This window comes from Halovenus carboxidivorans, from assembly GCF_009831575.1.
In the GTDB taxonomy this organism is placed as follows: domain Archaea; phylum Halobacteriota; class Halobacteria; order Halobacteriales; family Haloarculaceae; genus Halovenus; species Halovenus carboxidivorans.
The window spans coordinates 473,382-499,975 of sequence record NZ_WUUT01000002.1 but is presented as its reverse complement, the minus strand read 5'-3'; the positions used below and the strand labels follow the sequence as shown (position 1 = coordinate 499,975).

Sequence of the window (26,594 nt, the reverse complement as noted above, 5' to 3'; positions counted from 1 at the left end):
ATGCTCGGAACACATCCTCTCGCGAGTAGCATCTCGATACCGATCGTTCCCGGGATCGGCGGCGCGGAAGTGACCGCGCTGTTCCCGCTGGTCACGTTCGTTCTCATCCTCGCCTTCGGCCGGTATCTCCCGTTCAAGGGGGCCTTTCCCGGTATCGTCGCGACCGGACTGGGCTTTCTGGTCGCGCTCGCGACTGTCGTCGAGATTGCCGGCGGAGCGGGGCCGCGACACGAGACCCTCCACACTCTCGTCGCCGGCGTCTCCGGGGAGGGCGTCACGCTCACCTTCGGCGTCCTGATCGATCCGCTCTCGGCGCTGATGCTCACGATTGTCGGCCTGATCTCGCTGCTCGTGCACCTGTTCTCGCTGGGCTATATGAACGCGGAGGGCGAGATCGATCTCCCGCGGTACTACGCCGCGCTCTCGCTGTTTACCTTCTCGATGATGGCGTTCGTGCTCAGCGACAACCTCCTGATGTCCTTCGTCTTCTTCGAGTTGGTCGGGCTGTGCTCGTACCTGCTGATCGGCTTCTGGTACCGCGAACCCGGCCCGGCCAGCGCCGCGAAGAAGGCCTTCCTGGTGACCCGGTTCGGGGATTACTTCTTTTTGATCGGCGTCGTCGCCGTCCTCGGCACCTTCGGAACGGCGCAGTTCGCCTCCTACGCCCCGGGCGTCGAGGCGTCGTTCGTCGAGATTGCGACCGACGCGCTCGAACACGGCGAGACCGGTGAGATGCGGACGTTCCTCGGTCTCGGTGAACGGGCGTGGATCACGGCGATCGGTCTGCTGGTTCTCGGCGGTGCGGTCGGCAAGTCCGCGCAGTTCCCGCTTCACACCTGGCTTCCGGACGCGATGGAGGGCCCGACGCCGGTCTCCGCGCTCATCCACGCCGCGACGATGGTCGCCGCCGGTGTCTTCCTCATCGCCCGGATGTACGGCTTCTACGCGCTCTCACCGACCGCGCTGGCCGTGATTGCGCTCGTCGGCGGCTTCACCGCCTTCTTCGCCGCGACGATGGCGCTCGTCAAACAGGAACTCAAACAGGTGCTCGCGTACTCGACCATCTCGCAGTACGGGTACATGATGCTCGCGCTGGGCGGTGGCGGCTACGTCGCGGCGGTGTTCCACCTGACCACCCACGCCATCTTCAAGGCGCTTCTGTTCCTCGGGGCCGGGGCGGTCATCATCGCCATGCATCACGAGGAGAACATGTGGGAGATGGGCGGGCTCAAAGACGAGATGCGGACGACCTACCTCACCTTCCTCGCTGGCTCGCTGGCGCTCGCGGGAATCTTCCCCTTCGCCGGCTTCTGGTCGAAAGACGAGGTGCTGTTCGAGACGCTGGTTCACGCCCTCGGCGGCGGCGCACCGGTGCTGTTCGTCGCGTACGCCCTCGGCCTGCTCGCGGTGATCCTGACGGCGTTCTACACCTTCCGCATGGTGTTGTTGACCTTCCACGGCGACCCGCGGACCGACACCGCCGAGGACCCGCACTCGATCACCCTGAGCATGAAGGTCCCGCTGGTCGTTCTCGGCGTGCTGTCGGTCGTCGCGGGCGTGCTCAATATGGGCGTGTTCAAGGGCTTCCTGCCGGAGAACGCGCTGTTCCTCGAACGCTGGCTCGACGGGGCGACGATGGGCGAGCAGTTCCGCGAGTCCAGCCTCACCGCCGAACACTACCACCACGTGCTGACACACGACTTCGGCGCGGGCTACTCCTCCGGCTACGCCGGTCTCGGCGAGGGGAATCTCGCTCTCGTCGGCGGCGTGGTGGCGCTCGTGCTGGCGCTGATCCCGGCGGCCGTGGCGTGGCGGCTCTACGGCGGCGCGGAGCCCGATCCACACATGATGAATCTCGGACGGATTCGGACGGTACTCATGAACAACTACTACCAAGACGAGTATCAGGTCTGGTTGGCACGCGGGTTTACGCTCCCGATTGCAACGCTCGCAAACAAGTTCGATCAGGGGATCATCGACGGACTCGTCGACGGCTCCGGCGGGGTCAGCCTCTTCGCCGGCGGCCGGTTCCGACAGATCCAGACCGGCGTCGCGACGACCTACGCGGCGCTTCTGGTGCTCGGCCTGCTGATCCTGATCGCCGTCTTCGCCGTGACAGGGGGGTGGATCTAGATGCTGATCGAACTCCTGCTCGCGGTCACCTTCGCGAGCGCGGTGTGGGTCTTCCTCGCCGCCGACGAGACGGCCCCGAAACTCGCCGCCTGGCTCAGTCTGCTCCCGCTCGCGATCGCGCTGTACATGTGGACGCAGTTCGACGCCAGCGGCAACGCCCTGCTCTCCGGCAGTACCGTCGGCTTCGAGACCCAGGTCGAGTGGTTCCAACTCGGCCAGTACACCCTGCAGTATCACGTCGGCGTCGACGGGTTGAGTTTCCCGCTTGTCATCCTCGTCACGGTGCTGACGACGCTCGCTATCGTCTCCTCGTGGACACCGATCGACGAGCGCCAGTCGCAGTTCTACGGGCTGATGCTGTTGATCGAGACGGCGCTTCTGGGCGTGTTCACGGCGCTTGATTTCTTCCTGTGGTTCATCTTCTGGGAAGCGGTGCTCATCCCGATGTACTTCCTGATCGCCGTCTGGGGCGGTCCCCGCCGGAAGTACGCCGGGACGAAGTTCCTCCTCTATACGAACCTCGGCTCGCTCGTGATGTTCGTCGGCCTGTTCATGCTCGTGCTCGGCCTGGGCGACTCGCTGACCCAACTCAGCCTGCCGGCCATCGCACAGGCGCTTGCGGCCGGCGAACTCAGCGAGACCGTCTTCGGCCTCGGCGGGACGGAACTGCGGGCCGTCGCCTTCCTGCTTCTGTTCCTCGGCTTCGCGGTGAAGGTGCCGATCGTTCCGTTCCACACGTGGCTGCCGGACGCACACGTCCAGGCCCCCTCGCCGGTGTCTGTCATCCTGGCGGGCGTGTTGCTGAAGATGGGAACGTACGCGCTGTTGCGGTTCAACTTCACGATGCTCTCGGACATCGCGACGAGTTCGCCGGCCGCGGAGATCATCGCCGCCGTGGGGGTTATCAGCGTCATCTACGGCGCGATGCTCGCCTTGGCACAGCGTGATCTCAAGCGGATCGTCGCCTACTCCTCTATCTCGTCGATGGGCTACGTGATCGTCGGACTCGTCGCCTTCACGCCACACGGCATGAGCGGCGCGACCTTCCAGATGGTCAGCCACGGTCTCATCTCGGGGCTGCTGTTCATGTCCGTCGGCGTGCTCTACAACGCGACGCACACGCGGATGGTCGGCGACATGGCCGGACTCGCGGAGCGGATGCCGATCACGGCCTGGATCTTCGTCGCCGGATCGTTCGCGTACATGGGGCTGCCGCTGATGAGCGGGTTCGTCGCCGAGGTGTTGATCTTCGTCGGCGCCTTCGACTCGGCGGTCGTCTCCGGCGCGCCGCTGTTCACCGCCGTGGCGATGTTCGGCATCGTCATCGTCGCGGGCTATCTGCTGTGGGCGATGCAGCGGGCCATCTTCGGCTCGTTCGAGCTAGAAACCGACTACGAGGTCGAGCGGGCACCCCTGCACGATGTCGCCCCGCTGGCCGTACTCCTGGGGCTGATCATTCTGCTGGGCGTCCAGCCAGACCTCATCTACGAGGCGATCCAGGACGCGATCGGCCCGGTACTGGAACTCAACGCCGTCGTCCCGGACTGGACCGTCCCGTTCACCGGAGGTGAGATCTGATGACGGAAGTCACGACACTCCCGGACTGGACCGCGATTGCACCGGCGCTCGCGCTGCTCGGTACCGCCTTCGTGCTCCTGCTGGCGGACATGATCGATCCCGACGACTCGAACGGAACCGCGTTGACCGGTATCTCGGTCACCGGTGGGCTGGTCGCTCTCGGCTTCGCGCTGTGGTATCTGCTCGCCGGCACCGGCCAGCCCGGTGCCTCCCAGGAACCCACCGAGGGGGCGATCGAACTGTTCGGTGACGCGCTGGTCGTCGACGGCATGTCGCTGTTTTTCAGCGTCATCATCACCAGCGTCGTCGTTCTCGTCGCGCTGGCGAGCCACGAGTACCTCCGCGAGCACCCCTATCAGGCCGAATATTACTCGCTCGTGCTTCTGGCTTCGACCGGAATGGTGATGGTGACCGCCGCGAACTCGTTCGTCACCGCGTTCATCAGCATCGAACTCGTCAGTCTCCCCTCCTACGCGCTGGTCGCCTCGCTGAAGACCAACGAGGGAAGCGTCGAGGGCGGACTGAAGTACTTCCTCATCGGCGCGCTGTCCTCGGCTATCTTCGCGTACGGGATCGCGCTGGTCTACGTGGCGACGGGCTCGCTGCAGTTCGGCGCAGTCGAGATCGCAATCGCCGACGGCGTCGGCTTCGACAGCCTGCTCGGTCTCGGCATGCTGATGATCCTCGGGGGCATCGCGTTCAAGATCGCCGCCGTCCCGTTCCACTTCTGGGCCCCGGACGCCTACGAGGGCGCGCCGGCACCGATCTCGGCGTTCATCTCCTCTGCCTCGAAGGCGGCCGGGTTCGTCCTCGGGTTCCGGGTGTTCGTCGACGTGTTCGGGACCGCGACGGGCGTGTTCGACTGGGTCGACGCCTTCCTGATCCTCTCGATCGTGACGATGACTATCGCCAACTTCACGGCGCTGAAACAGGACAACGTCAAGCGGATTCTCGCCTACTCGTCGGTGGCTCACGCCGGCTATATCCTGATCGCGCTGGCGGCGTTCACCGGCTCCGTGGAGGGTGAGATCTCGATTCTCGGCGCGGGCATGGCCCACCTGTTCGTCTACGGCTTCATGAACACCGGTGCCTTCCTGTTCATCGCGCTCGCCGAGTACTGGGACGTGGGGCGGACGGTCGAGGATTACCACGGACTCGGGAACCGAGCCCCGTTCGCCTGCGCGGCGATGACGGTCTTCCTGTTCTCGCTTGCCGGGCTACCGATCGGCGGCGGCTTCTTCTCGAAGTTCTACCTGCTGTTCGCGACGGTCACCGGCGGACAGGAACTGCTCGGGGCGGCCCTTATCATCAACAGCGTCGTCTCGCTGTTCTACTACACCCGCATCGTCCGAGCGATCTGGATCGAGGAGCCCGGCGAAGACCTCGAACCCGGCGAGTACCCGACCGGCCTGTACGCGGCCATCGCGGTCGCGGCGCTGGCGACGATCCTGCTGATTCCCGCCTTCGGGTTCGTCATCGAGTACGCCGAAATCGCGGCGCGGATGATCGGCGGGTAACCCGACCCCGATCGACGCCGTACTGTTTTACTGTTTGGGACTCTCTCGCATTTGAAGATCCCGCGATATGTTGGGTGTGGTTGTATCCACGACCACGCACTACGGCCAGGTGGCACGTCAGAGGCACCCGGGGGGACAGAGGGTCGTGCGGCGCAGAGCCGCTGCTGTACGTTCCGGTCGCGTGGGGTGCTCTCCTCGGCGTGTAACCGAGACCGAAACCATGACCGAACACACGCACCTCGACCGACGGACGTTCGTTCGGTTGGCGAGCGCGGGAACAGTCGCGGCCGTCGCGGGCTGTGGGAGTTCGGAGGAACCGACCGAACAGGCGGATGAGGCACCGACCGACCAGGAAGGGGGACCGCAGACGGACTCCTCCGGGGGGTCGAGCAAACCGGAGTATACGTTTTTCGACGACGAGCAAGCGGCGACAGTACAGCGTCTCGTCGACCGGTTGCTCCCGGCGGGCGAGGACTGGCCCGCGGCGAGTGAGATCGGCGTCGTCCGGTATATCGACCGTGCGCTCACCCGGGAGCCGTTCTACGAGACCGCCCACGACGACCGCCGCTTTCAGGACGCCTACGACTCCGGGCTGGCGAAACTCGACGAGACCGCACAGTCGATGTTCGACTCGCCGGTCAGGGAACTCGACGCCGGGCAGGTTGACGAACTCATCACCGGCGTGTTCGAGCGCTCGGCTCCGGGATGGGAGAACGTCCCGACCGCCAGCGCGCTCACGATGACGGTGCCGGCGGAGGCTTTCCTCACGGTGTTGCGCGATCACGCCGTCGAAGGCTACTACTCGCAGCCGAAATACGGCGGCAACGAGGACCTGGCGGGCTGGAAGCAGGCCGGCTACACCGGGCCGTTCATCGAAGGCTACCGCCCGGACGAACTGAAACCGCCGTGGGACTCGATGGAGGACCACGAACAGCGAAAGCGCCGACCGGCCGACCTCTACGGCGAAGGGGGTGAGAGCGATGCCTGATGCGGACGTGGTCATCGTGGGCCTGGGCGCGGCCGGCGGCGTCGTCGCGCGCGAACTGACCACCAACGGACTCTCGGTCGTCGGGATCGAGGCGGGCCCGATGCCGGGGCCGCACGATCAGGACGAACTCCGGAACGTCATCGACGCACGGCTGAGCAACACGGTCCACGACACGCCGGAGAGTTACAAGCAGTACGGCCAGTCCTCGGAGGAGGCCACGGAGGGCAAATTCAACCTCTACGGCCGGTGTGTCGGCGGGTCCAGCGTCCACTACTGCGGCGTCATGTGGCGACTTCTGCCCGAGCACTTCAACATGCGCTCGGAGTTTGGCGACCTCGACGGCGCGAACGTCGCCGACTGGCCCATCGACTACGAGGACCTCAAGCCGTACTACGAGCGGGCGGAGTCGGAGATCGGAATCAGCGGCCCGGACGGCGGCCAGCCGACTCATCCCGACTCCTGGTCGTACCCGATGGACCCGGTCCCGGAGACCCGAAGCGGCGAACTGTTCAGACAGGGCGCCGAACAGCTCGGACTCCGGCCGTTCACCTCGCCGCAGGCCGTCCTCACGGAATCGTACGACGGGCGCCCGCCGTGTACGTACTGTGGGCACTGCTGTTTCTACGGCTGTTACGAGCAGGCTCAGGGTGCCAAGTCGAACTCGCTGGTGGCGATGATCCCCGAAGCGAGAGACTCCGGCAACTTCGAGATCCGAGACGAGTGTCTCGCGAAGACGGTCCTCGTCGACAGCGACGGACGCGTCAGCGGCGTCCGGTACGTCGACAAGAGCGACGGCACCGAACAGACGGTGACGGCCGACGCGGTCGTCGTCTCGGGCAACGCCATCGAGACCCCGCGACTGCTGTTGAACTCCGCCTCCGAGCAGTATCCCGACGGCCTCGCGAACAGCAGCGGCCAGGTCGGGCGGAACCTGATGTTCCACATGGATTACACGCAGATCTTCGCCAAGTTCGAGAACCCGACCAAACAGAACCGCGGGACCTGGAGCAACAAGGCCGTCGACGATTTCATCCTCCCGAACCGCATCGACGAGGACGTCGATTTCATCACCGGGAGCAATCTCCAACTCGCGTCGGTCAACGCGCCGATTCTGTACGGCGGCAACTGGAAGCAACTGTACGCCGGCGGGAAGACGCCGCCGGGCACGCCGACCTGGGGCGAGGGCTTTCTCGAGGAGATGAGCGACTTCGAGAATATCGTCTGGGTGTGGGCGCCCGTCGAGGACGTTCCCCGGGAGCGCAACCGCGTCCAGCCCGATCCGAACAACACCGACGAGTGGGGGATCCCCGGCGTCGAGGTTACCTACGAGAACCACCCGCAGGATTTCCGCGCACAGGAGTACGTCGTCGAGCGGTGCAAGGAGATTTTCGAGGCCGCGGGGGCGACGGAGGTCTGGAGCGCCGGCACGGGCACGCACCACCGCGGCAGTTCACACCTCATGGGCACCTGCCGGATGGGCCGCGATCCCGACGAGTCGGTCGTCGACAGTTTCGGCCGGACCCACGACGTCGAGAACCTCTTCGTCGTGGACGGTAGCCCCTTCGTCACCTCGGCAGGCTACAACCCGACCGAGACGATCTACGCGCTGGCGTTCCGGACCGCCGAGGAGATCCGGACCGAGTGGGTGTAGCCCCTGACCACCGGTGACGGTTCAAAACTGCCAAGTCCCCGCGCTCGTTCCGTGCTGGTATGAAAGCGACAGCGAAGGCTCATCCGATTCAGGGACTGGTCAAGTACCACGGGATGCGCGACGAGCAGCTCCGCCTGCCGTATCACGACTCGATCAGCGTCTGTACCGCGCCGAGTCACACCAAGACGACCGTCGAGTTCGACCCCGACCTCGAGGAGGACCGCTACAGGGTCGACGGCGAGCAGGTCGAGGGCCGCGGCGCGGAACGGATCGCGTCCGTCGTCGATCACGTTCGCGACCTCGCTGATCTCGACCACCGGGTTCGGTTCGTCTCGGAGAACTCCTTTCGGACGAACATCGGCTTCGGCTCCTCGGCGTCGGGATTCGCGGCCGCCGCGACGGCGCTGGTCGAAGCGGCGGGACTGGATATGACCCGCCCGGAGATCTCGACCGTCGCGCGGCGCGGCTCCTGCTCGGCCGCACGGGCAGTGACCGGCGCGTTCTCCCACCTCTACGCGGGCATGAACGACGAGGACTGCCGCTCGGAGCGCATTTCCGTGCCCGAGGAGTTCAGCGAGAACCTCCGTATCGTCGCGGGGATGGTCCCCTCGTACAAGGAGACCGAGGCGGCCCACGAGGAGGCCGCAGAGAGCCACATGTTCGAGTCGCGGATGGCCCACATCCACGAACAGCTCCAGACGATGCGCGACGCGCTCCGGAACGCGGAGTTCGACCGCGTGTTCGACCTCGCGGAGCAGGACTCGCTGTCGCTGGCGGCGACGACGATGACCGGCCCCGCCGGCTGGGTCTACTGGCAGCCCCGGACCGTCGAAATCTTCAACGCCGTCCGGGAGCTCCGCGACGAGGGGATCCCGGTCTACTTCTCGGTCGATACGGGCGCGAGCGTCTACGTCAACACCACGGCCGAACACGTCGACACGGTCGAGGCCGCCGTTGCCGACTGCGGCGTCGACACTCGAATCTGGAGGGTCGGCGGCCCCGCACGGGTCCTCGACGAGAGCGAGGCCCTCTTCTAAAAGAACTCGCCCAGGAAGACCTGCTGTTCCTCGAAGGTGGCGGAGAGCTCTTCGAGTACGCGCTCGTCGTCGACGGTCACCGCGTCGAGACGGCGGGCACGTTCGACGCCGTACGTCCCGACGACGAGCTGTGAGAGCGTTCCGATGTCGGTCCTGACGGCGGGCGACCCGTCCGCGGTCGACACCCGCAGCGTTCCGTCGGTTGTCTGTACCCGGACGACCGCAGGCTCCGACTCCAGCGGGTCGCTCACCGCGAGCCGACAGTCGAGTCCGGTCTCGGGCCAGGCGGTTCCGTCGAGCGCGAAGACGCTCGGGAGCCGCACCATCGGGCCGGGACCGACCGCGCAGTCGACGCGTTCCGGTTCGTCGATCCGGTCGAGGAGACTCGTCCCGTCCGGCCGCGTGAACTCGACGCGCTCGATCTGTGCGCCGTGTCTCCCGAGAACGGAGAGAATCGCACGATAGGCTTCCTCGTCGGCGTACGCCAGCGTATCCACAGCCAGCGTCCCGGAGTCGTCGACGGTGTAGGTCAGATACCCCGCGACCTCCCCGCCGCGCTCGTAGCCGTAGATGTACGGCTGTGTCCCGCCGGTCCAGTTCGTCAGCGTCCGCTCTGACCACCACGCCGGCGAGCGACGCAGCGACAGCGCAACCCCCTCGCCGTGGGCCTGCTCCGCCTCCCGTAGCCGTTCCCACTCGTCGGGATCGAACCGGCGCATCCGTCCGGCAGAGTCGTGGCTCGGCAACGCGGCAGGTGGACACTCGTAGCGTCGTTCGTCGTGGGCCGTCGCCCAGCCGAAGGCCGCGTAGAACGCGGTCTCGAACGGCCACAACACGACCAGCCTGGCTCCGCGCTCCTCGAAAACGTCGAGGGCGTGCCGGCAGAGTTCCCGCACGTAGCCCTGCCGTCGGTCCTCCGGGAGTGTCGCCACGGCACCGAGTCCGCCGATCCGGACGGTCCCCTCCCTGAGCCAGGCGTCGAGGTCGTAGAGCTTGCAGGTGCTCCGGAGCCGTCCGCCGTCGTACAGGCCGTACGGGTCGAACGGTCCCGGCGGCCACTCCTCTCCCTCCTCGTCGAGCGGTCCCTCCTCCGGCGCGAAGGCGTATCGCAGAATCTCCCGGTACCGGCGGCTGTCCGACTCGGGAACGCGGCGAAACGCGGTCATATCTCACCGTTACGGTCGGAGGTGAAAGCTTCTCCGACTCGGCTGTCCAGGGTTACTGACGCCACCTGTATTCTCCCTCCGTCGCGGCGTCGAGGGTTGCCCGGTTCTGCTCGGTGACCGAGGCCGGAACCGGGGCGTATCCGGTCTGCTCTGGAATGCGGTCAGTCCCCGACTGTGTGATGCAAACCCGAAGAAACTCCTGGAGATGCGCCTGTCGCTGGAGGTCGTTCATATTCACGTAACAGAACAACGGTCGGATCAGTGGATAACGCCCCTCGTGGATGTGTTCGATAGTTGGTTCGACCGGCTCGGCCCCGGGTTCGCGGAGCGCCAGCGCCGTGAACTGCCCCCGGTTGTTCGTGTACTCGACAAACGGGAGATAGGCGAGCGCCCGTCTATCCTGGCTGACAGCCTGAACGATGGTTTCGCTACGCTCCGTCTCCTCGAAGTCGTCGCGGATCCGCCCTCGCTCCCCGAGGACCGTCTCGGTGAAGACATCGAACACCTCCGTCGATGGTCCCAACCCGTAGAGATGGATCGGAACGTCCGGCCAGGAGCTGTCGACATCGCTCCACGTCGTGGGGGCGGTGTCCGGGGACCAGATCTGCCGCAGGCGTTCGACCGACATCGACCCCACCCAGTCGTTTTCGTTGTGCACGACGGTGACGAGTCCGCCGCGTGCGACCGGTATCTCGACCGGCTCGAAGCCGTTGTTCCGACACCGCTCGACCTCCGGTGGTGTGATCGGCCGACCCGAACCGGCGATCTGACTGTCACCGGAGACGAAATACTCCGCAAAGCCGGCTGTGGCTCCGGTTCGCGTCAACTCGAATCCGACCTCCGTGTACTCCTCGCGAAACGCGTCGCTGATCGTCTCAACAACCCCGTACGTGGGGTCGCTGCTGGCGATTCGGATCTCTCCCGACAGCGGTCCCGAATCGCTGGGTTCGTCCGGCGCGGACTCGGTGGTGTTGCTGCTGGCAGGCTCCCGTGTCGACGTATCCGGTGCAGTGGTCGTCGTCGGTGTGTCACTGTCCGCGAGCGTCTGTGTCGCCATCCAGCCACCCCCGAGACCGACCGCGGCCACGCCGAGCCCTCCCAGCACCCCGCGACGCGAGAGCCCGGAGTCTCCCGTTTCCTCGGGACTGCCCGATTTCGTCGCCTCCTCTCCCCGCTGTTCTGAACGCGTGTCAGTGATCGCCGTCTGCCGGGTCTCGGCCGTGAGCGCCTGTGTGACGGCCCGCCCGACGGAGTACACCGATTCCGGGCGATCCGCGGGGTCCGCCGCCAGCGCCCCCAGTACGACCGAATCGACCTCCGAAGGGACCGACCCGTCGATTTCACTGGGCGGTGTGAGACCTTCGCCGTCGGTCTCAGCGACCGGCGACTGTCCGGTGAGCAGGTAATACGCAATCGCGCCGAGACCGTAGACATCTGCTCGCTCGTCGGCTGCGCGCGTTTCGAGCAGTTCGGGGGCGGTATACGGCGTTGCGAGTGTGTCGCCGGCCGCGGTACGGACTGCTCGTTCGATCCCCCAGCCGCCTACCAGTCCGGATGCTCCGCTCTCGGTATCGACGACCCAGATCTGACTGGGCCTGAGGTCCGAGTGAGCGATATTATAGAGGGCGGCACTACGCAGCGCTTCGGTCACGTCGGAGATGACGGTACCTGCGGCCGTCACAGAGAGTTCCGACTGCATCGTATCGAGCGTCTCTCCCCGAACGTCGCTCACGGCGATCCACGGTCGCGGCTCGTCACCGCGGTCGTACACAGAGACCACGTTCGGCTGCGTGTTGATGTTTTTCCACTCGTTGGTCGTCCGGCTGAAGGCCTCGGCTGCGGCCTCAGTTTCGATCTCCGGGGCCAGACTCAGAATCCGAACCGGCTCGTCGTGGCCCCTCAGAGCGCCCTCGTAGACGTGGATGTACTCGCCTTCGCGCACGCTCGCTGCCTCGGCCACGCCCGGCGCGTCGCGTGCGAAACCGGCGGCGGAGTCAGCCATCAGTAATAGCTCAGTTTTCGCGGGCGATCCACATAGAAGTTACCCACAACCGACAGGATATCTGCGAGACGGGACCCTTTTCGGGCTCAGTCGCCCGTCGAGGGCTCTGACTCGGAGTCGGAGCCTGCGCCAGGGGCATCGCCCGCCGGGCCCCGGACGTCGCCGGATTTCCAGGTTCCTCGCCGGAACCACGCGTAGGCGATCACCGCGCCGGCGATGTTCGAGACGATGAATCCCCACCAGATCCCGGTCGGGCCGATGGCCGTGACGAGTTCCGGGATCGCCACGGTCTGGCCGGCGACGGTCAGCGCGGCCGGACCGACCCCGTAGGCCAGTATCGCCGCGACGGGGAGCCGGATGAACCCGAGAAACGAGACGGCGACGACGGCGGCCATCAGCGTGTGGCCGGCCCCCCGGAACGCGCCGGTGTACGCCCGCATCACTCCGATGAAGCCGAATGTCAACGCGACGTATCGCAGGAACTCGGCCGCGATGTCGACGACGGCGGGATCGTTCGTGAACACCGCGGCGATGGGCCTCGGCAGCAGGAAGATGAGCACGCCCAGGCCTCCGAGTAACACGAACATCCACTTGGCGGCGAACTGTGTGGCCGTGCTGGCGCGGTCGACGCGTTCGGCACCGACGTTCTGTCCCACCATCGTCTCGACGCCCTGCGAGACGGCGATTGCCGGCAGGAAGATGACCGAGAAGATCCGGATGCCGATCCCGTAGCCGGCGACGACGACCGTCGAGAAGCCGCCGACGACAACCAGCAGGGCGTTGACCGAAATCGCACGACCGGTCCCCTCGATGGAGGCGGGTACCCCGATCCGGAGAATCTTCCGGAAGTACGCCAGATCCGGGCGCATGTCCGACAGCCGGATCTTGACGCCGCGGTTGCCACGGAACATGATCGCCAGTCCGACGACCATCGCCACGCCGCGTGAGAAGACCGTGGCGTAGGCCGCGCCCTGAATCCCCAACTCCGGAAAGCTAATCGTCCCGACCAGCGGGGCGTTGGGGAGCACCGTCCAGCCGAAGATGAGAAACGGGTCCAGAGCGATGTTGAGCACCACCGACCCGAACATGACAAGCATCGGCGTCACCGTGTCGCCGTAGCCCCGCATCAGCGAGATGAAGACGAGAAAGCCGAACATCAGCGGGAGTCCGAGCGTGATGACCTGCAGGTACGACGTGGCGGCGACCTGCGTCGCCGGCGCGGCGCCGAACAGTCGGAGCAGGTCACCGACGACGAAGTAGCCGGCGACTCCCAACACCGTCGCCAGCACGAACGAGAACAGTATCGTCTGCGAGGCGGCGTACTCCGCCTGCCGCGAGTCGCCGGCACCCGTGTTCTGGGCGACCAGCACCGATCCCGCGACCGACAGGCCGAGTCCGAACGAGATGAACAGGAAGACCAGCGGAAAGCCGAAGGAGATCGCCGCCAGCGCCGTCGTGGAGTACTGGCCCAGCCAGAACGTGTCCACGAGGTTGTAGGCGGTCTGGAGGAGGTTCGTAATCACGATCGGCAACGAGAGCCAGAACAGCGGCATCCCGACGTCACCGCTCGTGAGTTCTAACTCGTCGGGGCCTTTGAACATCAGGCGGACACCCCCCGGTCGTGACGGCCGTTCGGGGCACTGCCAGCTACCCGTCGTCCGTGCGTGTCCGAGAGATCCGACTCTGCGGCGGTCCAGTGCACACGATAGCTGTGGGAGTGAAAACGCATATACCTTGTGAATGAATATTCATTCACCATGGGAATGCCCGATCCGTTTGAGTCGGCACCGGAGAACACTCGGACCGAGATCATGCAGGCGGCGTACGACGCGCTGCGGGAGCACGGCTACTCCGGGTTGACTATGGACCGGATCGACGAGCAGTTTCCGAAGAGCAAGTCGCTGATCTATCAGCACTACGACGGCAAAGACGATCTACTGGTCGGTCTGCTGGCCTTTCTGCTGGAACGGTTCGAGGCGAGCGTCCCCGAGGAGGCGACCGACGACCCGGAGGGTCAGCTACGGGAGATGCTCAATCACGCGATTCCGACGGCTCCGGAGCCCGAACGGACGGAGTTCGAGCGCGCGATGACGGAGCTTCGCGCTCAGGCCGCCCACGACGACGCCTACCGGGAGCAGTTCACCCGAACGGACCAGTTCTTCCACGACCGCATGGCCATGGTCGTCCGGCAGGGGATCGCTTCGGGCGTCTTCCGGGAGGTCGACCCCGACCGAGCGGCGTCGTTTCTCATGTCCGTGATTCACGGGACGGTCAACCGACAGATCACGACGACCGACGACGACATCGGGCAGACGGTACAGGAAGAACTCGACGCGTACATCGAACACAGGCTCCTTGCCGGGGACGAGTGACGCCGCGTCGGACGGATCGGTCGAGGCCGACTCGGGTTTTGCGATCGTTCACTGCGCCGACGGGTCGGGCGGATGGACCTCCTCCAGTTGGTCGACGGTCGGCGCAGTCACGATTGTCACGCGGGTGCCGTCCGTTCTGATCTGCAGTGCCATGTCATAGCCCGTCTCGGGGCCGAACTGATAGGTGCTCTCGCTGACCCGTTCGCCGCCGCGGTACGCGATCAACTCTCTGTAGCTGCGGACGAACGGCTCCCACCTCGCCGCGGACGACCACTCGATGGCCCACACGGCCGCGGTCTGGTTACCCGCTCCCCGGTAGGTGTAGAGCCGATCACCGCGCCAGCCGGCGGTCTCCTCCTGGAAGTACTGGTACGTGCGGCTGTCCCCGTTCGCCAGAATCTCCGCCGGCGTGTAGATGTTCACCTCGGCGTCCGTTTCGATCGACGGGGCGATGAACATCGACGAGATTCCGGCGACGCCGATCTGATCGTACTCCGGCCCGGCCGCGGGGTCGTACCGCTCCCACTCCCCGCTGCTCCGGTCGGCCACGCTGAACGACCGTGGCTCGAACTCGCCGTAGCGGTCCGGCCGAACGACTTCCATCACTGTCGTCGGGGGTTCGTCGTAGAGGTCGTTCACCGACGACCAGCCGTCGCCGCGCTCGTAGATATACTCGATGAACGCGGGACCGTCGTTGTACGGTTGGCGGGTCTGGAAGTACAGCCCCCAGTTCGCCACGTTCGGACCGGAGTCCCCGTCTTCGGTGCTTTCGTTGCCCCCTCCGTCGAAACTGAGACAGCCCTGTTCCCAGCCGCCGGTCGCACAGGCCTGTCGGTACTGCCGCTGGACGTAGCTGACATCCCCCTCGATGAGACCGAGAATCGCCTTGTCGCGGTCGACTGTGCTGCGGTTGTAGCCGCCGAGATCGAAGTGCTGGTCCTGGATCGCGTGTCCGATCTCGTGGGCCAACACGCCCTCGTCGATCGTGAGATTCGATCCGCCGTCCGTGACGACGCGAATCTCCTCGGTGACGAAGTTGTACGTACCCGTGACGGAGGAGCCGCGGTTCTGTTCGCGCTCGTCGGTGCTGTTGGATTCGGTGCCGGAGATCAGCCTGATCGCCAGCGCGGCGTTGTCGGCAAGCCGCCGTTCTCGCGAGACATCGAACGCACCGGACTGGTTAGCGCGGAACTGCTCGCGGGTCTGCACCTCGACGGGCGGGACGCCCTCTCTGGCCGGCAGACACCGTAGCGCCTCCACGCGGGCGGCCGTTCGCGCGCTCACGCGCCGGAGTTCGGTCTCGTTCAGCCCGTCCGACCGGTCGATGGCCAGTGGTTCGTCGTACCAGTAGCCCTCGACCCAGCCCAGCGTGTCGGAGCCGTTCCCGGCCGGATCCGCGTAGTCCTCCGGCGGCGTCGCCGCACACTCGTGGACCACCGTCTGCCGGGCCGTGTCTCCGCTCTGTTGTACCGCGTCCTCGCCGGTCTGTGAGCCTGTCGTCCGCTCCGGCGATGCCGCTCCGTCACCGGGATCGAGTCCAGGTCCGCCGAGAACGGCCAGCGAACCGAACGACGCCAGAATCGCGAGCACGACGAACAGCTCCCGTCGATCACTCATTACGACGACAATACGAGTGGAAGAAAATAAGCGAACTGTTAGTCGTCGCCGAGGATGACCCGTTCGGTCATCTTGGCGGGGTCGAGCACCTCGTCGGCTTCCTCCTCGCTCAGGTAGCCCTTCTCGATTGCGACTTCACGGACGGACTTGCCCTCCTTGAGTGCCGTCTTGGCGACTTCGCTGGCCTTGTCGTAGCCGATTGCGGGGTTGAGTGCCGTCGCCAGCGCCATGGACTGCTCGACGCGGTCGGCACAGTGTTGCTCGTTGGCTTCGAGTTTGCGGACGAACTTCTCGGCGAAGGCCTCGCTGACGTTCGTGAGGATGTTCGCCGACTGGAGGAAGTTGTGCGCCAGCACCGGCTTGTAGAGATTGAGGTCGATCTGTCCCTCGGCGGCGCCGGCGGAGACCGCGGCGTCGTTGCCGACGACCTGCTTGTGGACCTGATTGACCGATTCCGCGACGACGGGGTTGATCTTCCCCGGCATGATCGACGACCCGGGCTGGTTCTCGGGCTGTTCGATCTCGCCGAGGCCGTTTCGCGGCCCCGAGGCCAGCAGCCGCAGGTCGTTCGCGATCTTGTTCAGACTGCCCGCGACCGTTCGCAACGCGCCGTGTGCTTCGCTCATCGCGTCGTGGGCGGCCTGGGCCTCGAAGTGGTTGTCGGCCTCGCGGAAGTCGATGTCGGTCTCCTCGGAGATGTACTCCGCGGCGCGTTCCGGGAACTCCGGATGGGTGTTCAGTCCCGTTCCCGTCGCCGTCCCGCCGAGTGCGAGTTCCGAGAGGTGCTCGCGGCTGTTGCGCACCCGCTCGATACCTTTCTCGATCTGGGTCCGGTAGCCGCCGAACTCCTGGCCGAGCGTGACCGGCGTGGCGTCCTGCAGGTGGGTTCGGCCCGTCTTGACCACGTCCGCGAACTCCGTCTCCTTGGCTTGGAGTTCGTCACGCAGCGCGGCGAGAGCGGGGAGCAGGTCCCGCTCGACGGCCTCCAGGGAGGCGACGTGCATCGCCGTCGGGATCACGTCGTTGCTCGACTGGCCGTAGTTGACGTGGTCGTTCGGGTGGATCTCTCGGGTACCGATCTCGCCGCCGTACAGTTCGGTCGCGCGGTTGGCGATGACCTCGTTGGCGTTCATGTTCGAGGACGTCCCCGACCCGGTCTGGAAGATATCGACGGGGAACTGGTCGTCGTGTTCGCCCGCGATGACCTCGTCGGCCGCCTCTATGATGCAGTCGGCCTTCTCCTCCTCGATCAGCCCGAGGTCGCGGTTGGCCTGGGCCGCGCCCTTCTTGACGATGCCCAGCGCCCGGACGAACCGCCGGCCGAACGAGATGTTCGAGATGGGGAAGTTCTCGATCGCCCGCTGGGTCTGTGCCCCCCAGTAGGCGTCCGCCGGAACCTGCATTTCGCCGAGGCTGTCCTGCTCGGTTCGGTAGTCCTCGTCTGTCATACCCGGACGTTCGGACCCGGGTGCGTAAAACCTACTGATACGTTCTCCCGTTACCTACAGAGCCACCGGCCGATCGGAGCCGACCGTTCAGAGGCCCTGTCCGCCGCGGCCGCCCTTCGTGCCGAGTGTGGCCGTCCCGGAGGGCTGATCGCCGAAGGCAGAGCCGCTGTCGACGGTGTCGAGTTTGCCGGCGACCTTCCGTCGGTTGATCTCGCCGATGCGGTCGGCCATCGATTCGATCAGTTCGACGGCGTCGTCGTGGACCGCGCTCGCCTCGTTTTTGACGACCGGATCGGTCGTCCCGTCGGCGCCGAAGTCCTCGTGGATCGGCAGGGAACCGAGGTTGCGGACGCCGTAGTCCTCGGCGATCTCTTCGGCACCGCCGGAGCCGAACGGGTCGTGCGTGTCGCCGCAGTTCGCACAGTGGAACGCGCTCATGTTCTCGACGATGCCCATGACGGGCGTGTCGTGTTTCTCGAACAGTCGCAGCCCCTTCCGGGCGTCGTCGACGGCCATCTGCTGGGGCGTCGTGACGATTGTCGCGGCCGTCACGGGCAGGGTCTGGAGCAGGTCCAGCGAGGCGTCACCGGTCCCCGGCGGCAGGTCGACGACCAGGTAATCGAGGGTGCCCCACTCGACGTTCTCCAGGAAGTGGGTCATGACGTTGTTGACCATCGGACCCCGCATGATCGTCGGGTCGTCCTGGTTTTTCGTCATGAAGTCCATGCTGATCACCTTGACACCGTCGGAGACGGCGGGTACCATCTTCTCCTCCTCGGGCGTCACGCCGGGATCCTCGTCCACCGGAAGAATCCGCGGCACGTTCGGCCCGTGGATGTCCGCATCCAGCAGGCCGACCCGGGCGCCGAGCTTGTCGAGCCCGGCGGCCAGATTCGCGGCGACGGTGGTCTTCCCGACACCGCCCTTGCCGGACGCGACCGCGATCACGTTGCGGATGTTCGGGAACACGTCGTCGTCGAAGCCGTCGATGTGGTCCACGTCGGCGTGCAGTTGTGGGTCGTACCCTTCGTCACGGACGACCTCACGGATCTCTTCACCGAGATCCATCTCGGTCGGGGCGAAGGGGGAGTTGAACGCGAGTGAGATGTGCGCGGTGTCGCCGTCGATCTGGACGCCGTTGACGAGATCTAGCGAGACGATATCGTCGCCGATCAGCGGCTCTTCGACCTCGCTGAGTCTCTCCATAAGCTCTTCTTCTGTAGCCATACCTGCCAATAGGGGGTGCAGTAGTGTGTCCCTTTCGGGTTCGGCTCGACAAAACGAGTGATCGATTCGAGGGCGAGTCGTCCCGAAACCGCCCGGCGGGCTATCCGGTGAAGAAGAAAAAGCGGATCAGCATCGTGACGACGTACAGCCCGCCCCACAGCGATAACACGAGGCTAGCGAACACCGACAGCCCCAGTACTGTGGTGCTGTACTCGCGTGGTTTTCCGAGGAACCACCCGAGGAACAGCGTGTACACTGGGAGGCCGATGACGCCGAAGATGACCCAGATTCCGGGGTTGATAACGTCCCAAGTCATGCTGACACCTCCTCGTCGTGTTCATCGTGGTCGTCGTGACTCTCCACCGCGTGTAGCTCCACCACCGGGAACAACTTCAGAATGACCAGGAACAGCAGCGTACACAGCGAAATCGTCCCGCCGAGCGACGCCAGTTCGACGATGCTCGGCGTGTAGTGTCCCGGCACTGCGTGGTAGAGGCTGAAGGTCGGGTACTCGAGCCCCTCGAAGACGAACAGGATCTTCTCCGACAGCGTCGCGTACAGCGCCATGAAGGAGATGATCAGCGAGCGCCGTTTCGAGAAGACCTTGTCGCTGAGCGACGAGGCGAAGATGTACCCGAGGACGATGGTCATCAGTATCGCCATGTCCACGTAGATCGGGTTCGTGACCGTCGCCCACGTGACCTCTCGCAGGTCCAGCGGCGCGGCGTACAGCCCGTTGATCAGCTGCTGGAGCTGCAGCCAGATGTACAGCAGGCTGAACAGGCCGAGCCACTTGGTCAGCCCCTTGAACACCTCGTCAGTGAGGATGTGATCCCAGTCGTAGGCCCACCGCAGACCGTACGAGATGATGATCACACCGCCGATTGCGGAGGTGAGTGCAATCGAGAGGAACTGCGGTCCCTGCACCGCGCCCTGCCACTTCGGCATCGAGGGCAGCAGCGCGAACAGCCACGGAATCACACCACCGTGGAGCAACAGCGGCGCGAGGATGATGATCCCCAGCGCGAGCCACCAGACCATCCGCTCGATGATCTCGTCTTCCTTTTTGGTGTAGCCGAAGGTGACCGCGGAGTAGACCGGCCCGAGGTAGTCAGGCACCTTGTGGCGGAGACGGACGGCGTCGTACCGCAGCGTCAGGGTGATGTACGTCGCCGTCAGGACGAAGTACAGCGTAATGACCGTCAGGTCCCACACCAGCGGCGACGACGTGACCGTCCACGGGTACGCCTGGATGACGCTGACGACCATCCGGTCGGGTCGACCGGTGTGCATGACGATGTACAGACCGGCCATGCTCAGCGCGGTCAGCGTCAGTAGCTCCGCGACGCGGGCCACCGGCTGATACTTCTTCATCCCGAACAGCCGGACGGCTGCCGAGAGGATGATCCCACCGTGTGCGACGCCGACCCACCAGATGAACGCCCCGATGTACAGGCCCCAGGTGACACCGCCACCGCTACCCCAGTCGCCGAGGCCGGTGACGATCAGCCCGTTCTGGAGCTGCCATCCCCAGGCGGTCAGCCACAGCAGGATGACCCCGATGGCAGTCCCGAAGGCCGCGTACCACCACTTCGAGGTGTTCAGGATCGGCTGGATGATGTCGTCCGGTTCAGGTTCTTTCGTTGCCATAGTTAGTGATCACCTCCGCCGCCTCCGCCACCGACGGTTGCGCCCTCGGGGACGTTTGCGCCGTACTTGAGTCGTTCGAGCCGCTTGTCGAGGACCTGAACGTCCCACTTGTTGCTGATATCGGCGTAGGCGACCGGCATCTCCTCGGCACTGACCTGCTCGGCGTTCGGGCCCGGCTCGTTGCCGATGTAGGTGATGTTCGGACTGGTTCCGAGATCCTCGAGGAGCTTGAACGTCGATAGCCCGGAGTCCCAGGCGGTGTTGGACGTGTACTGCTGCTCGAAGGAGTACTCGGTCTGTGCGACGACTTCCTCCGTCTCGCCGTTGTAGAGCACGAGACCGATCTGCGCGTCCAGCGGCTCGGAGGACGGGTACGAGATGGTAGCGTCGATCTCCGAGCTACCGCCTTTGTGCAGGATGTTCGGCACGTTCGACAGCGACCCTTCCTGTCCGGTCACCGAGCCGTACGGCGCGGACGGAAGATCGACGTTCGGCTCGCCCGCAGTCAGGTAGACGCCCTCGTGGGCGGCCGCGCTGACCTCGCCGTTGGCCGGTTCGACCGCCAGGTACAGGACGTACGATCCCTCGGGGCTCTCGATGCTGCCACCGTTGACAGTGAAGGTGAGATCCTGGCTGGCCCCGGCCTCGTTGACCGTCAGGCTCTGGCTCGCCAGCGTCTCGCCGTCGCTTCCCAGTCGCAGCGAGACGGTCGTCTCGAGCACTTCGCCGTCGCCGAGGTCGCCGTCGTAGACGACCGACGCCGGAATCTCGGTCGTGCCCTGGGTGTTCAGCACCTGCAGTTCGGAGGAGGGGACGCCCCCGAAGGAGCCGATCGAACCGCTGAAGTCTCCTTCCGGCAGCGCCGACCCGGCGACCAGAACCTCTTCGGTGTCGTAGACGCCCCACTCGCTGTCGGAGCTTCCAGCGTCGCGCTGGACGAGATGCAGCGAGTAGTAGCCGTTGTCGACGCTGCTGAGATCCGGTGCGCCGGCCGATGCGGCCGTGTCGCTGCTGACTTCCGTATCGTAGAAGTAGATGTTGGCGTCGAACTTGTTGGTCCGGTCTCGGTTGTCGGCTTTCGCCTGCCGCTCTTCGAGATACCGGACCGCGCGGTCGTAGTCGTCGCCGACCTCGGCGTCGAGGTCGCCGAAGTGGATCGCGCTCATGCCCTGCTGATCGCAGGCGTCCATACAGGCGACCGATCCCTTCTCGTTTCCGTTGTCGCCGGTCGTGTTGTCCTGTCGGGACGGGCAGAACGTACACTTGCCCATCGTCCCGATCGGCGGGCGGCTGTCGACCCACCAGCCACGCCCGTCGTAGACGTGGTCGTTGGCGTCCTGGAGCGCGTTCAGCCTTTCGGAGCCTTCCGCCGCGTAGGTGTGACCGCCGTAGGTCTCGGCGTCCTCGCCGGGGTCGAGTGCGCGGACCTCGTCCGGCGTCATGTCGACGTGTTCGAGTCGGCTCATCTCGACGTCCGGATCGCCCCACTGGAAGTAGTTGACACCGTAGGGGCAGGCGACCTGACAGTACCGACAGCCGATACAGACCTCGTAGTTCGTCAGGACGATGCCGTCCTTGCTTCGGGTGTGTCGCGCGCGGACCGGACAGACCTTCGCACACGGTGCGTTCGAGCAGTGCTGGCACGGGCGGACCAGCTGGTTCGGGTTCTCGGACTCGGACTGCTCGTCTTCATATGTGAAGACGTACATCCAGTTTGCACCCGTCGAAGTCCCGTTCTCGCTGATACAGCCCGACACGCAGGCCAGACAGCCGTCACACCGTTCGAGGTCGATGGTCATTCCCCAGCGGTGTTTCCGTTCGTCTTCGTCGGCCGGACGGACGCCGTCGACGAGCTGGGGCACTTCGTCGTCGGTGTCGTCGTAGGTCGCAAAGGCGCTGTATCCGAGGAACAGACCTGCCGCGCCCATCTTGTTCATCATCTCACGCCGCGAGACGTCGTCGGCGCTCAGGTCGACATCGGCCAGAGATTCGAGCAGTGACTCGTCCTCGAACTCGTCGATGTCGACGCCTTCGAGGTCGTCGAAAATCGGGCGCTCGTCGGTCTCGAACTCCTCTTTGACGTCGTCGTGGTACTCCGCGTAGAACTCCTCTTCGGATATTTCGCCCGCAACGAGACGCTGGGCATCCCGCGCCATCTGCATCCCGAGGTCCGCGTCGTAGTCGGTCTCCTCGAGTTCCTCGCGCATGCGGTTTTCCCACTGCTCGCCCATCGGGTGGAACGAGTCTTCCGTCTCGTAGGGGTGTCGGGGCTCGTCTGTGTCGCTTGGATCTTCAGTACTCATTGTTTGTGCCGTTTCCGTGGTTGTGGTCCCGTCTCGTCTGGGTGGTCATTGCACGATCACTGCGCCGTACATGCCGACCGCCTGGTGAGGGGAACAGTAGTACAGCTGGTTACCGGCGCTGTCGAAAGTCTGGGAGAACGTAATATCGCCTCCGCTCTGCGCCGATCCACTTCTGAACTCCGTCGCGCTGTCCTCGGCAGAGACGACGTTGTGTGCGCCGCCGTTGCCGGTCCACTCCCAGGTGATCGTCGTCCCGGCGTCGACGAGGACCGCCGCCGGCTCGAACGCCAGTCCGTTGTCGCCGGCGCCGACGCTGATGCTGACCTCGCTGGAGCCGGTCTCGTCGGCGGCCTGTCCTTCGTAGAGATTCGCTTGGTTTTCGGTCAGGAACGTGTGAACGGCCTCGGGGACGTTCTCGCCCCGCTGCATGCCGCCACCGCCGTTGCCACTGCCTTCGCCTTCGCCTTCACCGCCGCCTTCGCTGCCGCCGTGTCCGCCACCACCGCCAATTCTATTGAGTATCACACTACTACAGCCGGCGAGCGATAGCGCCGCCGCCGTACTGCCCGCCGCCAAGAACTTTCGTCGGTCACGATCTATTCGGGACATTTGCTTCAGGCGGGCGTAGCGACCACATAGGATTTAATGCTTCGGTTGTCGTTCACACGAACCCCGACCGGTCCCGTGATATCACGGCCGTCTCGGCGACACTCATTTCCCAATCCAGCCGATAGTTCACTGGAGCAGACTGTTTCTGTATGATTACTTAACTATGAGCGCGCCGAGATGGCCCTGTCCCCGGTGGGGCTCGCAGAAATACAGGACGTTTCCCGGCTGGTCGAACGTCTCGGTGTGTTTGTCGCCGTCCGCGTCGAACTGCGTGTCTCCGGGCGTGGACTCGCTGGTGACGGTGTGACCCATCGTCTTCCAGTCCCAGGTGACGGTCGTCCCGGCGTCGATGCTCGCCAGCGCAGGATCGTACGCTAAGTTCCCGCCGGGACCGACCTCGATTGTCACCGAACTCTCGCCCGTCCGGTCGGTGATCGAGCCGTCGACGTTGTTCGCGTTTTCGAGGTGGTCGGCCACCTCGTCGGGTACGTTCTCGTCGAAACTGACGCTTCCGCCGAGCAGATCCGAACAGCCGGCCAGGCTCCCGAGCAGCGCGACGCCGCCGGCACGCAGCAGTTGCCGGCGGTCTGGAGTCGGTGTCATATCGTCTGAGGTTACGAGCAGGAACAATTGAGGGCTTCGATCAGAGATACGCGGAGTCCCACCGGGTCGGCTTCCGGGCGTTCCCGCAGGTGTCACACTGGATCCGCCCCATCGCGTCCATCGCGTTCGCCTGGGTCTCACATTTCGTACACCAGTAGCCGTAGATGTCCTCGCCGTCTTCCTCGGTGTAGATGACCCGGAACGGCGCAATCGAGCCCTGCTCGGTGTTGTCGTGGTCGATGTAGACCGTCTGTTCGGTCAGCTCCAGCGGCTCGATACCCTCCTGTTCGACTTCGGCGTAGACGTTCTCGACGTAGCTGGTGCCGTCGATTTCGACCTGCTCCTCACCGACCTTCGACAGCCCCCGGTTCTGGTAGAAGGTGTTCCCGCCGACGTTGTCCGCGAGCACCCGCGCCTGGATACTCGTCACGCCGAGTTCGGCCAGGTGTTCCCGGGTTTCCTCGTACAGCACCTCACCGTAGCTCTCGCCCCGGTAGTCGGGGTCGACGTGCAGCCAGAGCAACTCCGCCGTGTTCTCGTCGGTCCGGTGGCTCTCGGAGAAGGCAACGAGCTGTTCGTCCGTGGTGGCGACGAGCAGGAGCTTGTCGTCGTCAGACAACATCTCCATGAGCCGGTTCTCGTCGTACCACTCCTCGACTGCGCCGTTGATCGCCGACGGCGTCAGCGAGTACGAGGTCTGGAGTGATCGCCGCGCGACATCTCTGATAGCTGGTCGGTCCTGCGGGCGCGCTTCTCGTACGTCCATATCGGCATTTCGAACCGGTGTACAATAAACATACATCACGACGGCGACAGCTCTCGACACCGCACTCTGATTCCCCGCCTCCTTCCGCCCACGACCGTCGGCTTCTGCCTTAAATTTCCTAAAACAGTCCCACTGTATAGGATACACGTTCAACATAACGCATAAATAGTTGACTACACAGAACCTAATCGCGGTAGAACGACAAAGACGTGCAGAAGTGATGGCCCCGTCGGTCGGAACAGTACAGAGCGAGTAACGAACGGGACACCTGTCAATCCGTGGACTGCCTGACCAGTCACGAATCTAGTCGGTTGCGGCTCGGGGCTCCGGCGACTCCCCCTGCCGGGCCCTCACGCCTCTGACACGATGTGTGTATCGGCGGGCCTTCGGCCCCGCCGGGTTCTCTCACAACAGCGCGTCACAAGCGTTGCGAACGGCGCTGTGGAACTGCGTCGCGGTCTCGTAGCGAGCGATCTTCTCCCGAGCGGTCGCTTTCGCCAGAATCTCCGCGATAGGTCCCGGCAGATCGGGATTGTCGGGACTCAGCCCCAGCGGGCGGTCCCGGAGGATCTGCCGACGGAGATCCGATAGATCGCCCTCGTACGGCGGATCGCCAGTAAAGGCGCTGTACAGCGTCATTCCGAGCTGATAGATATCGGTCGCGTGGCTGACGATGCCGTGGTCTTCGGTGAAGTACTCGGGGGCGGCGTAGCGCGGGTCCGTGTACGACGCGGGGTTGTCGAACTGCCGGTAGATCGGAATTAACCCGACGTTGTCGATCATCGGTTGCGGTCGGTCGCCGAAAATCGCCGGCGTGTACCGAACGCAGTGTGGATCGATGCCCCCGTGGATCCGGTCGCGCTGGTGGAGTTGGGCCAGCGAGGCGGTGAGATCCAGCGCCGTCCTGAGTCCCTCCTCCGGGGAGAGTTTGCCCCGCTCCCACAGCGTCTGCTCGGTGAACTCGGTGACTGCCCAGGGTCGGGGCGACTCCCCCCAGTCAGCGACGCCGACGACTCCCGGCGTCTCGGTGTCCGCCCAGTCGTCGAGTTGCTGTCCGAGCGCGCGGTCGAACCCACCGTCTTCCTGGTTGCGGTACAGGCGGACGATAGCCACGTCCTCCCGTGTCCCCTCGAGCGTGCGCGTGCGCACGGAGTGGCTATATCTCGTCTCAGTTTCGGGACCGAGAAACTCGAACTCGTCGAACTTGCTCTGTGCCTCGACAGTGGCGAACTCCTCGCCGTGGGGCATCTCCGCGAGTTGCTTGCGCCGGGAGAACTGCGACCAGTTCCGTTTCTGATCGGGGCTGGTCGTCTGGAGATGTGCGTTCTGAGGCGTCGTGTTGTCGGTCGTCTCCGCCCCGGCGTCGGTGGTGCGGTCCAGAAACTCCCGGGGGACCCGGACCATCCCCGACCCGCCGACGTCGACGAGTGTCTCACCCTCCCCGTCCCCCTCGCTCTCGAAGGTCACCTCCCAGGGGCGAATCGTCGTCAGCCGATCGTACAGCAGTCCCGCCTGTCGCCGGTCGGTCGCGTTCAACAGCGCCCGCTTGACCGTCGCGTCGTAGCGGTTCTGGATCGTCGCCAGCGTCCGGAGGACGGACTCGTGGTGTTCCTGACGGACCGCCCACTGCGCGAGTCCGTTGATGATCGCCGGGCGCAACTGGTCGTTGGAGTGGACGGTCTGACAGAGGATGTAGCCGGCGTGCCGCACGAGTCGCTGGTCGGGCGTCGCGAGTCCGGCGAACAGCGACCGGACGAACCGGCCGGTATCGATCCGTTCCGGCGTCTCCCCCGGCCGTTCCCCGTCCGATGCCATCGGACTGACGTAGACGCCACCCAGTTATGAATATTGGCCGAGCAGACAGTGAGCTGTTAGGTTCGGCCGGCCGGGAAAATACTGAAGTACGTCGGCGACGACCGTTGTATCG

Annotated in this window: 20 protein-coding genes; 7 read left to right on the top strand and 13 right to left on the bottom strand. The window is 65.0% G+C overall.

Annotated elements, in window-relative coordinates:
- The 6 genes from nuoL to mvaD all read left to right on the top strand — a co-directional run bounded on the left by nuoL (position 1) and on the right by mvaD (position 8,904).
- Positions 1–2,133, top strand: a complete 2,133-nt coding sequence (gene nuoL / locus GRX03_RS07865) for an NADH-quinone oxidoreductase subunit L (protein ID WP_159763641.1) — start codon at positions 1–3, stop codon at positions 2,131–2,133.
- The gene (locus GRX03_RS07860; protein ID WP_159763640.1) at positions 2,134–3,711 is read left to right on the top strand and encodes a complex I subunit 4 family protein; all 1,578 of its coding nucleotides are present in this window, start codon (positions 2,134–2,136) and stop codon (positions 3,709–3,711) included.
- Complete coding sequence (locus GRX03_RS07855; RefSeq protein WP_159763639.1) at positions 3,711–5,228, top strand: NADH-quinone oxidoreductase subunit N; 1,518 nt, start codon at positions 3,711–3,713, stop codon at positions 5,226–5,228. Before GRX03_RS07860 ends, GRX03_RS07855 begins: the two co-directional genes overlap by 1 nt.
- A gap of 220 nt (positions 5,229–5,448) precedes the next feature.
- Positions 5,449–6,216, top strand: a complete 768-nt coding sequence (locus GRX03_RS07850) for a gluconate 2-dehydrogenase subunit 3 family protein (protein ID WP_159763638.1) — start codon at positions 5,449–5,451, stop codon at positions 6,214–6,216.
- The gene (locus GRX03_RS07845; protein WP_159763637.1) at positions 6,209–7,867 is read left to right on the top strand and encodes a GMC family oxidoreductase; all 1,659 of its coding nucleotides are present in this window, start codon (positions 6,209–6,211) and stop codon (positions 7,865–7,867) included. The genes GRX03_RS07850 and GRX03_RS07845 overlap by 8 nt, the downstream gene beginning before the upstream one ends.
- Positions 7,868–7,926: 59 nt before the next feature.
- Entirely contained in the window at positions 7,927–8,904 is a 978-nt protein-coding gene (gene mvaD / locus GRX03_RS07840; RefSeq protein WP_159763636.1) for a phosphomevalonate decarboxylase MvaD, read from the top strand.
- Here the strand turns inward: mvaD and GRX03_RS07835 are convergent.
- The 3 genes from GRX03_RS07835 to GRX03_RS07825 form a co-directional block, all read right to left on the bottom strand.
- Positions 8,901–10,070 (bottom strand): GNAT family N-acetyltransferase, encoded by a 1,170-nt coding sequence (locus tag GRX03_RS07835; RefSeq protein ID WP_159763635.1) that lies wholly within the window; start codon positions 10,068–10,070, stop codon positions 8,901–8,903. The two genes, mvaD and GRX03_RS07835, sit on opposite strands and share 4 nt — an antisense overlap.
- A 52-nt stretch (positions 10,071–10,122) precedes the next feature.
- Positions 10,123–12,072 carry a substrate-binding domain-containing protein gene (locus GRX03_RS07830; protein WP_159763634.1) on the bottom strand — a complete coding sequence of 650 codons (1,950 nt, stop codon included), beginning with the start codon at positions 12,070–12,072 and terminating at the stop codon, positions 10,123–10,125.
- Between the two features lie 86 nt (positions 12,073–12,158).
- On the bottom strand, positions 12,159–13,673 hold the full coding sequence (locus GRX03_RS07825; RefSeq protein ID WP_159763633.1) for an MATE family efflux transporter: 1,515 nt from the start codon (positions 13,671–13,673) through the stop codon (positions 12,159–12,161).
- Positions 13,674–13,829: 156 nt separating this feature from the next.
- Between GRX03_RS07825 and GRX03_RS07820 the strand changes: the two genes are divergently transcribed.
- A complete protein-coding gene (locus GRX03_RS07820; protein WP_159763632.1) occupies positions 13,830–14,444 on the top strand; it encodes a TetR/AcrR family transcriptional regulator in 615 nt (204 codons plus the stop codon).
- Between the two features lie 48 nt (positions 14,445–14,492).
- Here GRX03_RS07820 and GRX03_RS07815 read toward each other — a convergent pair whose 3' ends face one another.
- From GRX03_RS07815 to GRX03_RS07770, 10 genes are all read right to left on the bottom strand, one after another.
- The gene (locus tag GRX03_RS07815; RefSeq protein ID WP_159763631.1) at positions 14,493–16,061 is read right to left on the bottom strand and encodes an Hvo_1808 family surface protein; all 1,569 of its coding nucleotides are present in this window, start codon (positions 16,059–16,061) and stop codon (positions 14,493–14,495) included.
- A 38-nt stretch (positions 16,062–16,099) separates the two neighbouring features.
- A complete protein-coding gene (locus tag GRX03_RS07810) occupies positions 16,100–17,509 on the bottom strand; it encodes a class II fumarate hydratase (RefSeq protein WP_159763630.1) in 1,410 nt (469 codons plus the stop codon).
- 87 nt (positions 17,510–17,596) lie between these two features.
- On the bottom strand, positions 17,597–18,736 hold the full coding sequence (locus tag GRX03_RS07805) for an Mrp/NBP35 family ATP-binding protein (protein ID WP_159763629.1): 1,140 nt from the start codon (positions 18,734–18,736) through the stop codon (positions 17,597–17,599).
- 100 nt (positions 18,737–18,836) lie between these two features.
- Positions 18,837–19,052 (bottom strand): hypothetical protein, encoded by a 216-nt coding sequence (locus GRX03_RS07800; protein WP_159763628.1) that lies wholly within the window; start codon positions 19,050–19,052, stop codon positions 18,837–18,839.
- Positions 19,049–20,386 carry an NrfD/PsrC family molybdoenzyme membrane anchor subunit gene (gene nrfD, locus GRX03_RS07795; RefSeq protein ID WP_159763627.1) on the bottom strand — a complete coding sequence of 446 codons (1,338 nt, stop codon included), beginning with the start codon at positions 20,384–20,386 and terminating at the stop codon, positions 19,049–19,051. The genes GRX03_RS07800 and nrfD overlap by 4 nt, the downstream gene beginning before the upstream one ends.
- 2 nt (positions 20,387–20,388) lie before the next feature.
- Entirely contained in the window at positions 20,389–22,689 is a 2,301-nt protein-coding gene (locus GRX03_RS07790) for a 4Fe-4S ferredoxin N-terminal domain-containing protein (RefSeq protein ID WP_159763626.1), read from the bottom strand.
- A 45-nt stretch (positions 22,690–22,734) separates the two neighbouring features.
- Complete coding sequence (locus GRX03_RS07785; RefSeq protein ID WP_201289199.1) at positions 22,735–23,214, bottom strand: halocyanin domain-containing protein; 480 nt, start codon at positions 23,212–23,214, stop codon at positions 22,735–22,737.
- A gap of 237 nt (positions 23,215–23,451) precedes the next feature.
- Complete coding sequence (locus GRX03_RS07780; RefSeq protein ID WP_159763624.1) at positions 23,452–23,901, bottom strand: plastocyanin/azurin family copper-binding protein; 450 nt, start codon at positions 23,899–23,901, stop codon at positions 23,452–23,454.
- 40 nt (positions 23,902–23,941) lie between these two features.
- Complete coding sequence (locus GRX03_RS07775; RefSeq protein ID WP_159763623.1) at positions 23,942–24,667, bottom strand: GNAT family N-acetyltransferase; 726 nt, start codon at positions 24,665–24,667, stop codon at positions 23,942–23,944.
- Positions 24,668–25,072: 405 nt separating this feature from the next.
- A complete protein-coding gene (locus tag GRX03_RS07770) occupies positions 25,073–26,482 on the bottom strand; it encodes a hypothetical protein (RefSeq protein WP_159763622.1) in 1,410 nt (469 codons plus the stop codon).
- Positions 26,483–26,594: the final 112 nt, after the last annotated feature.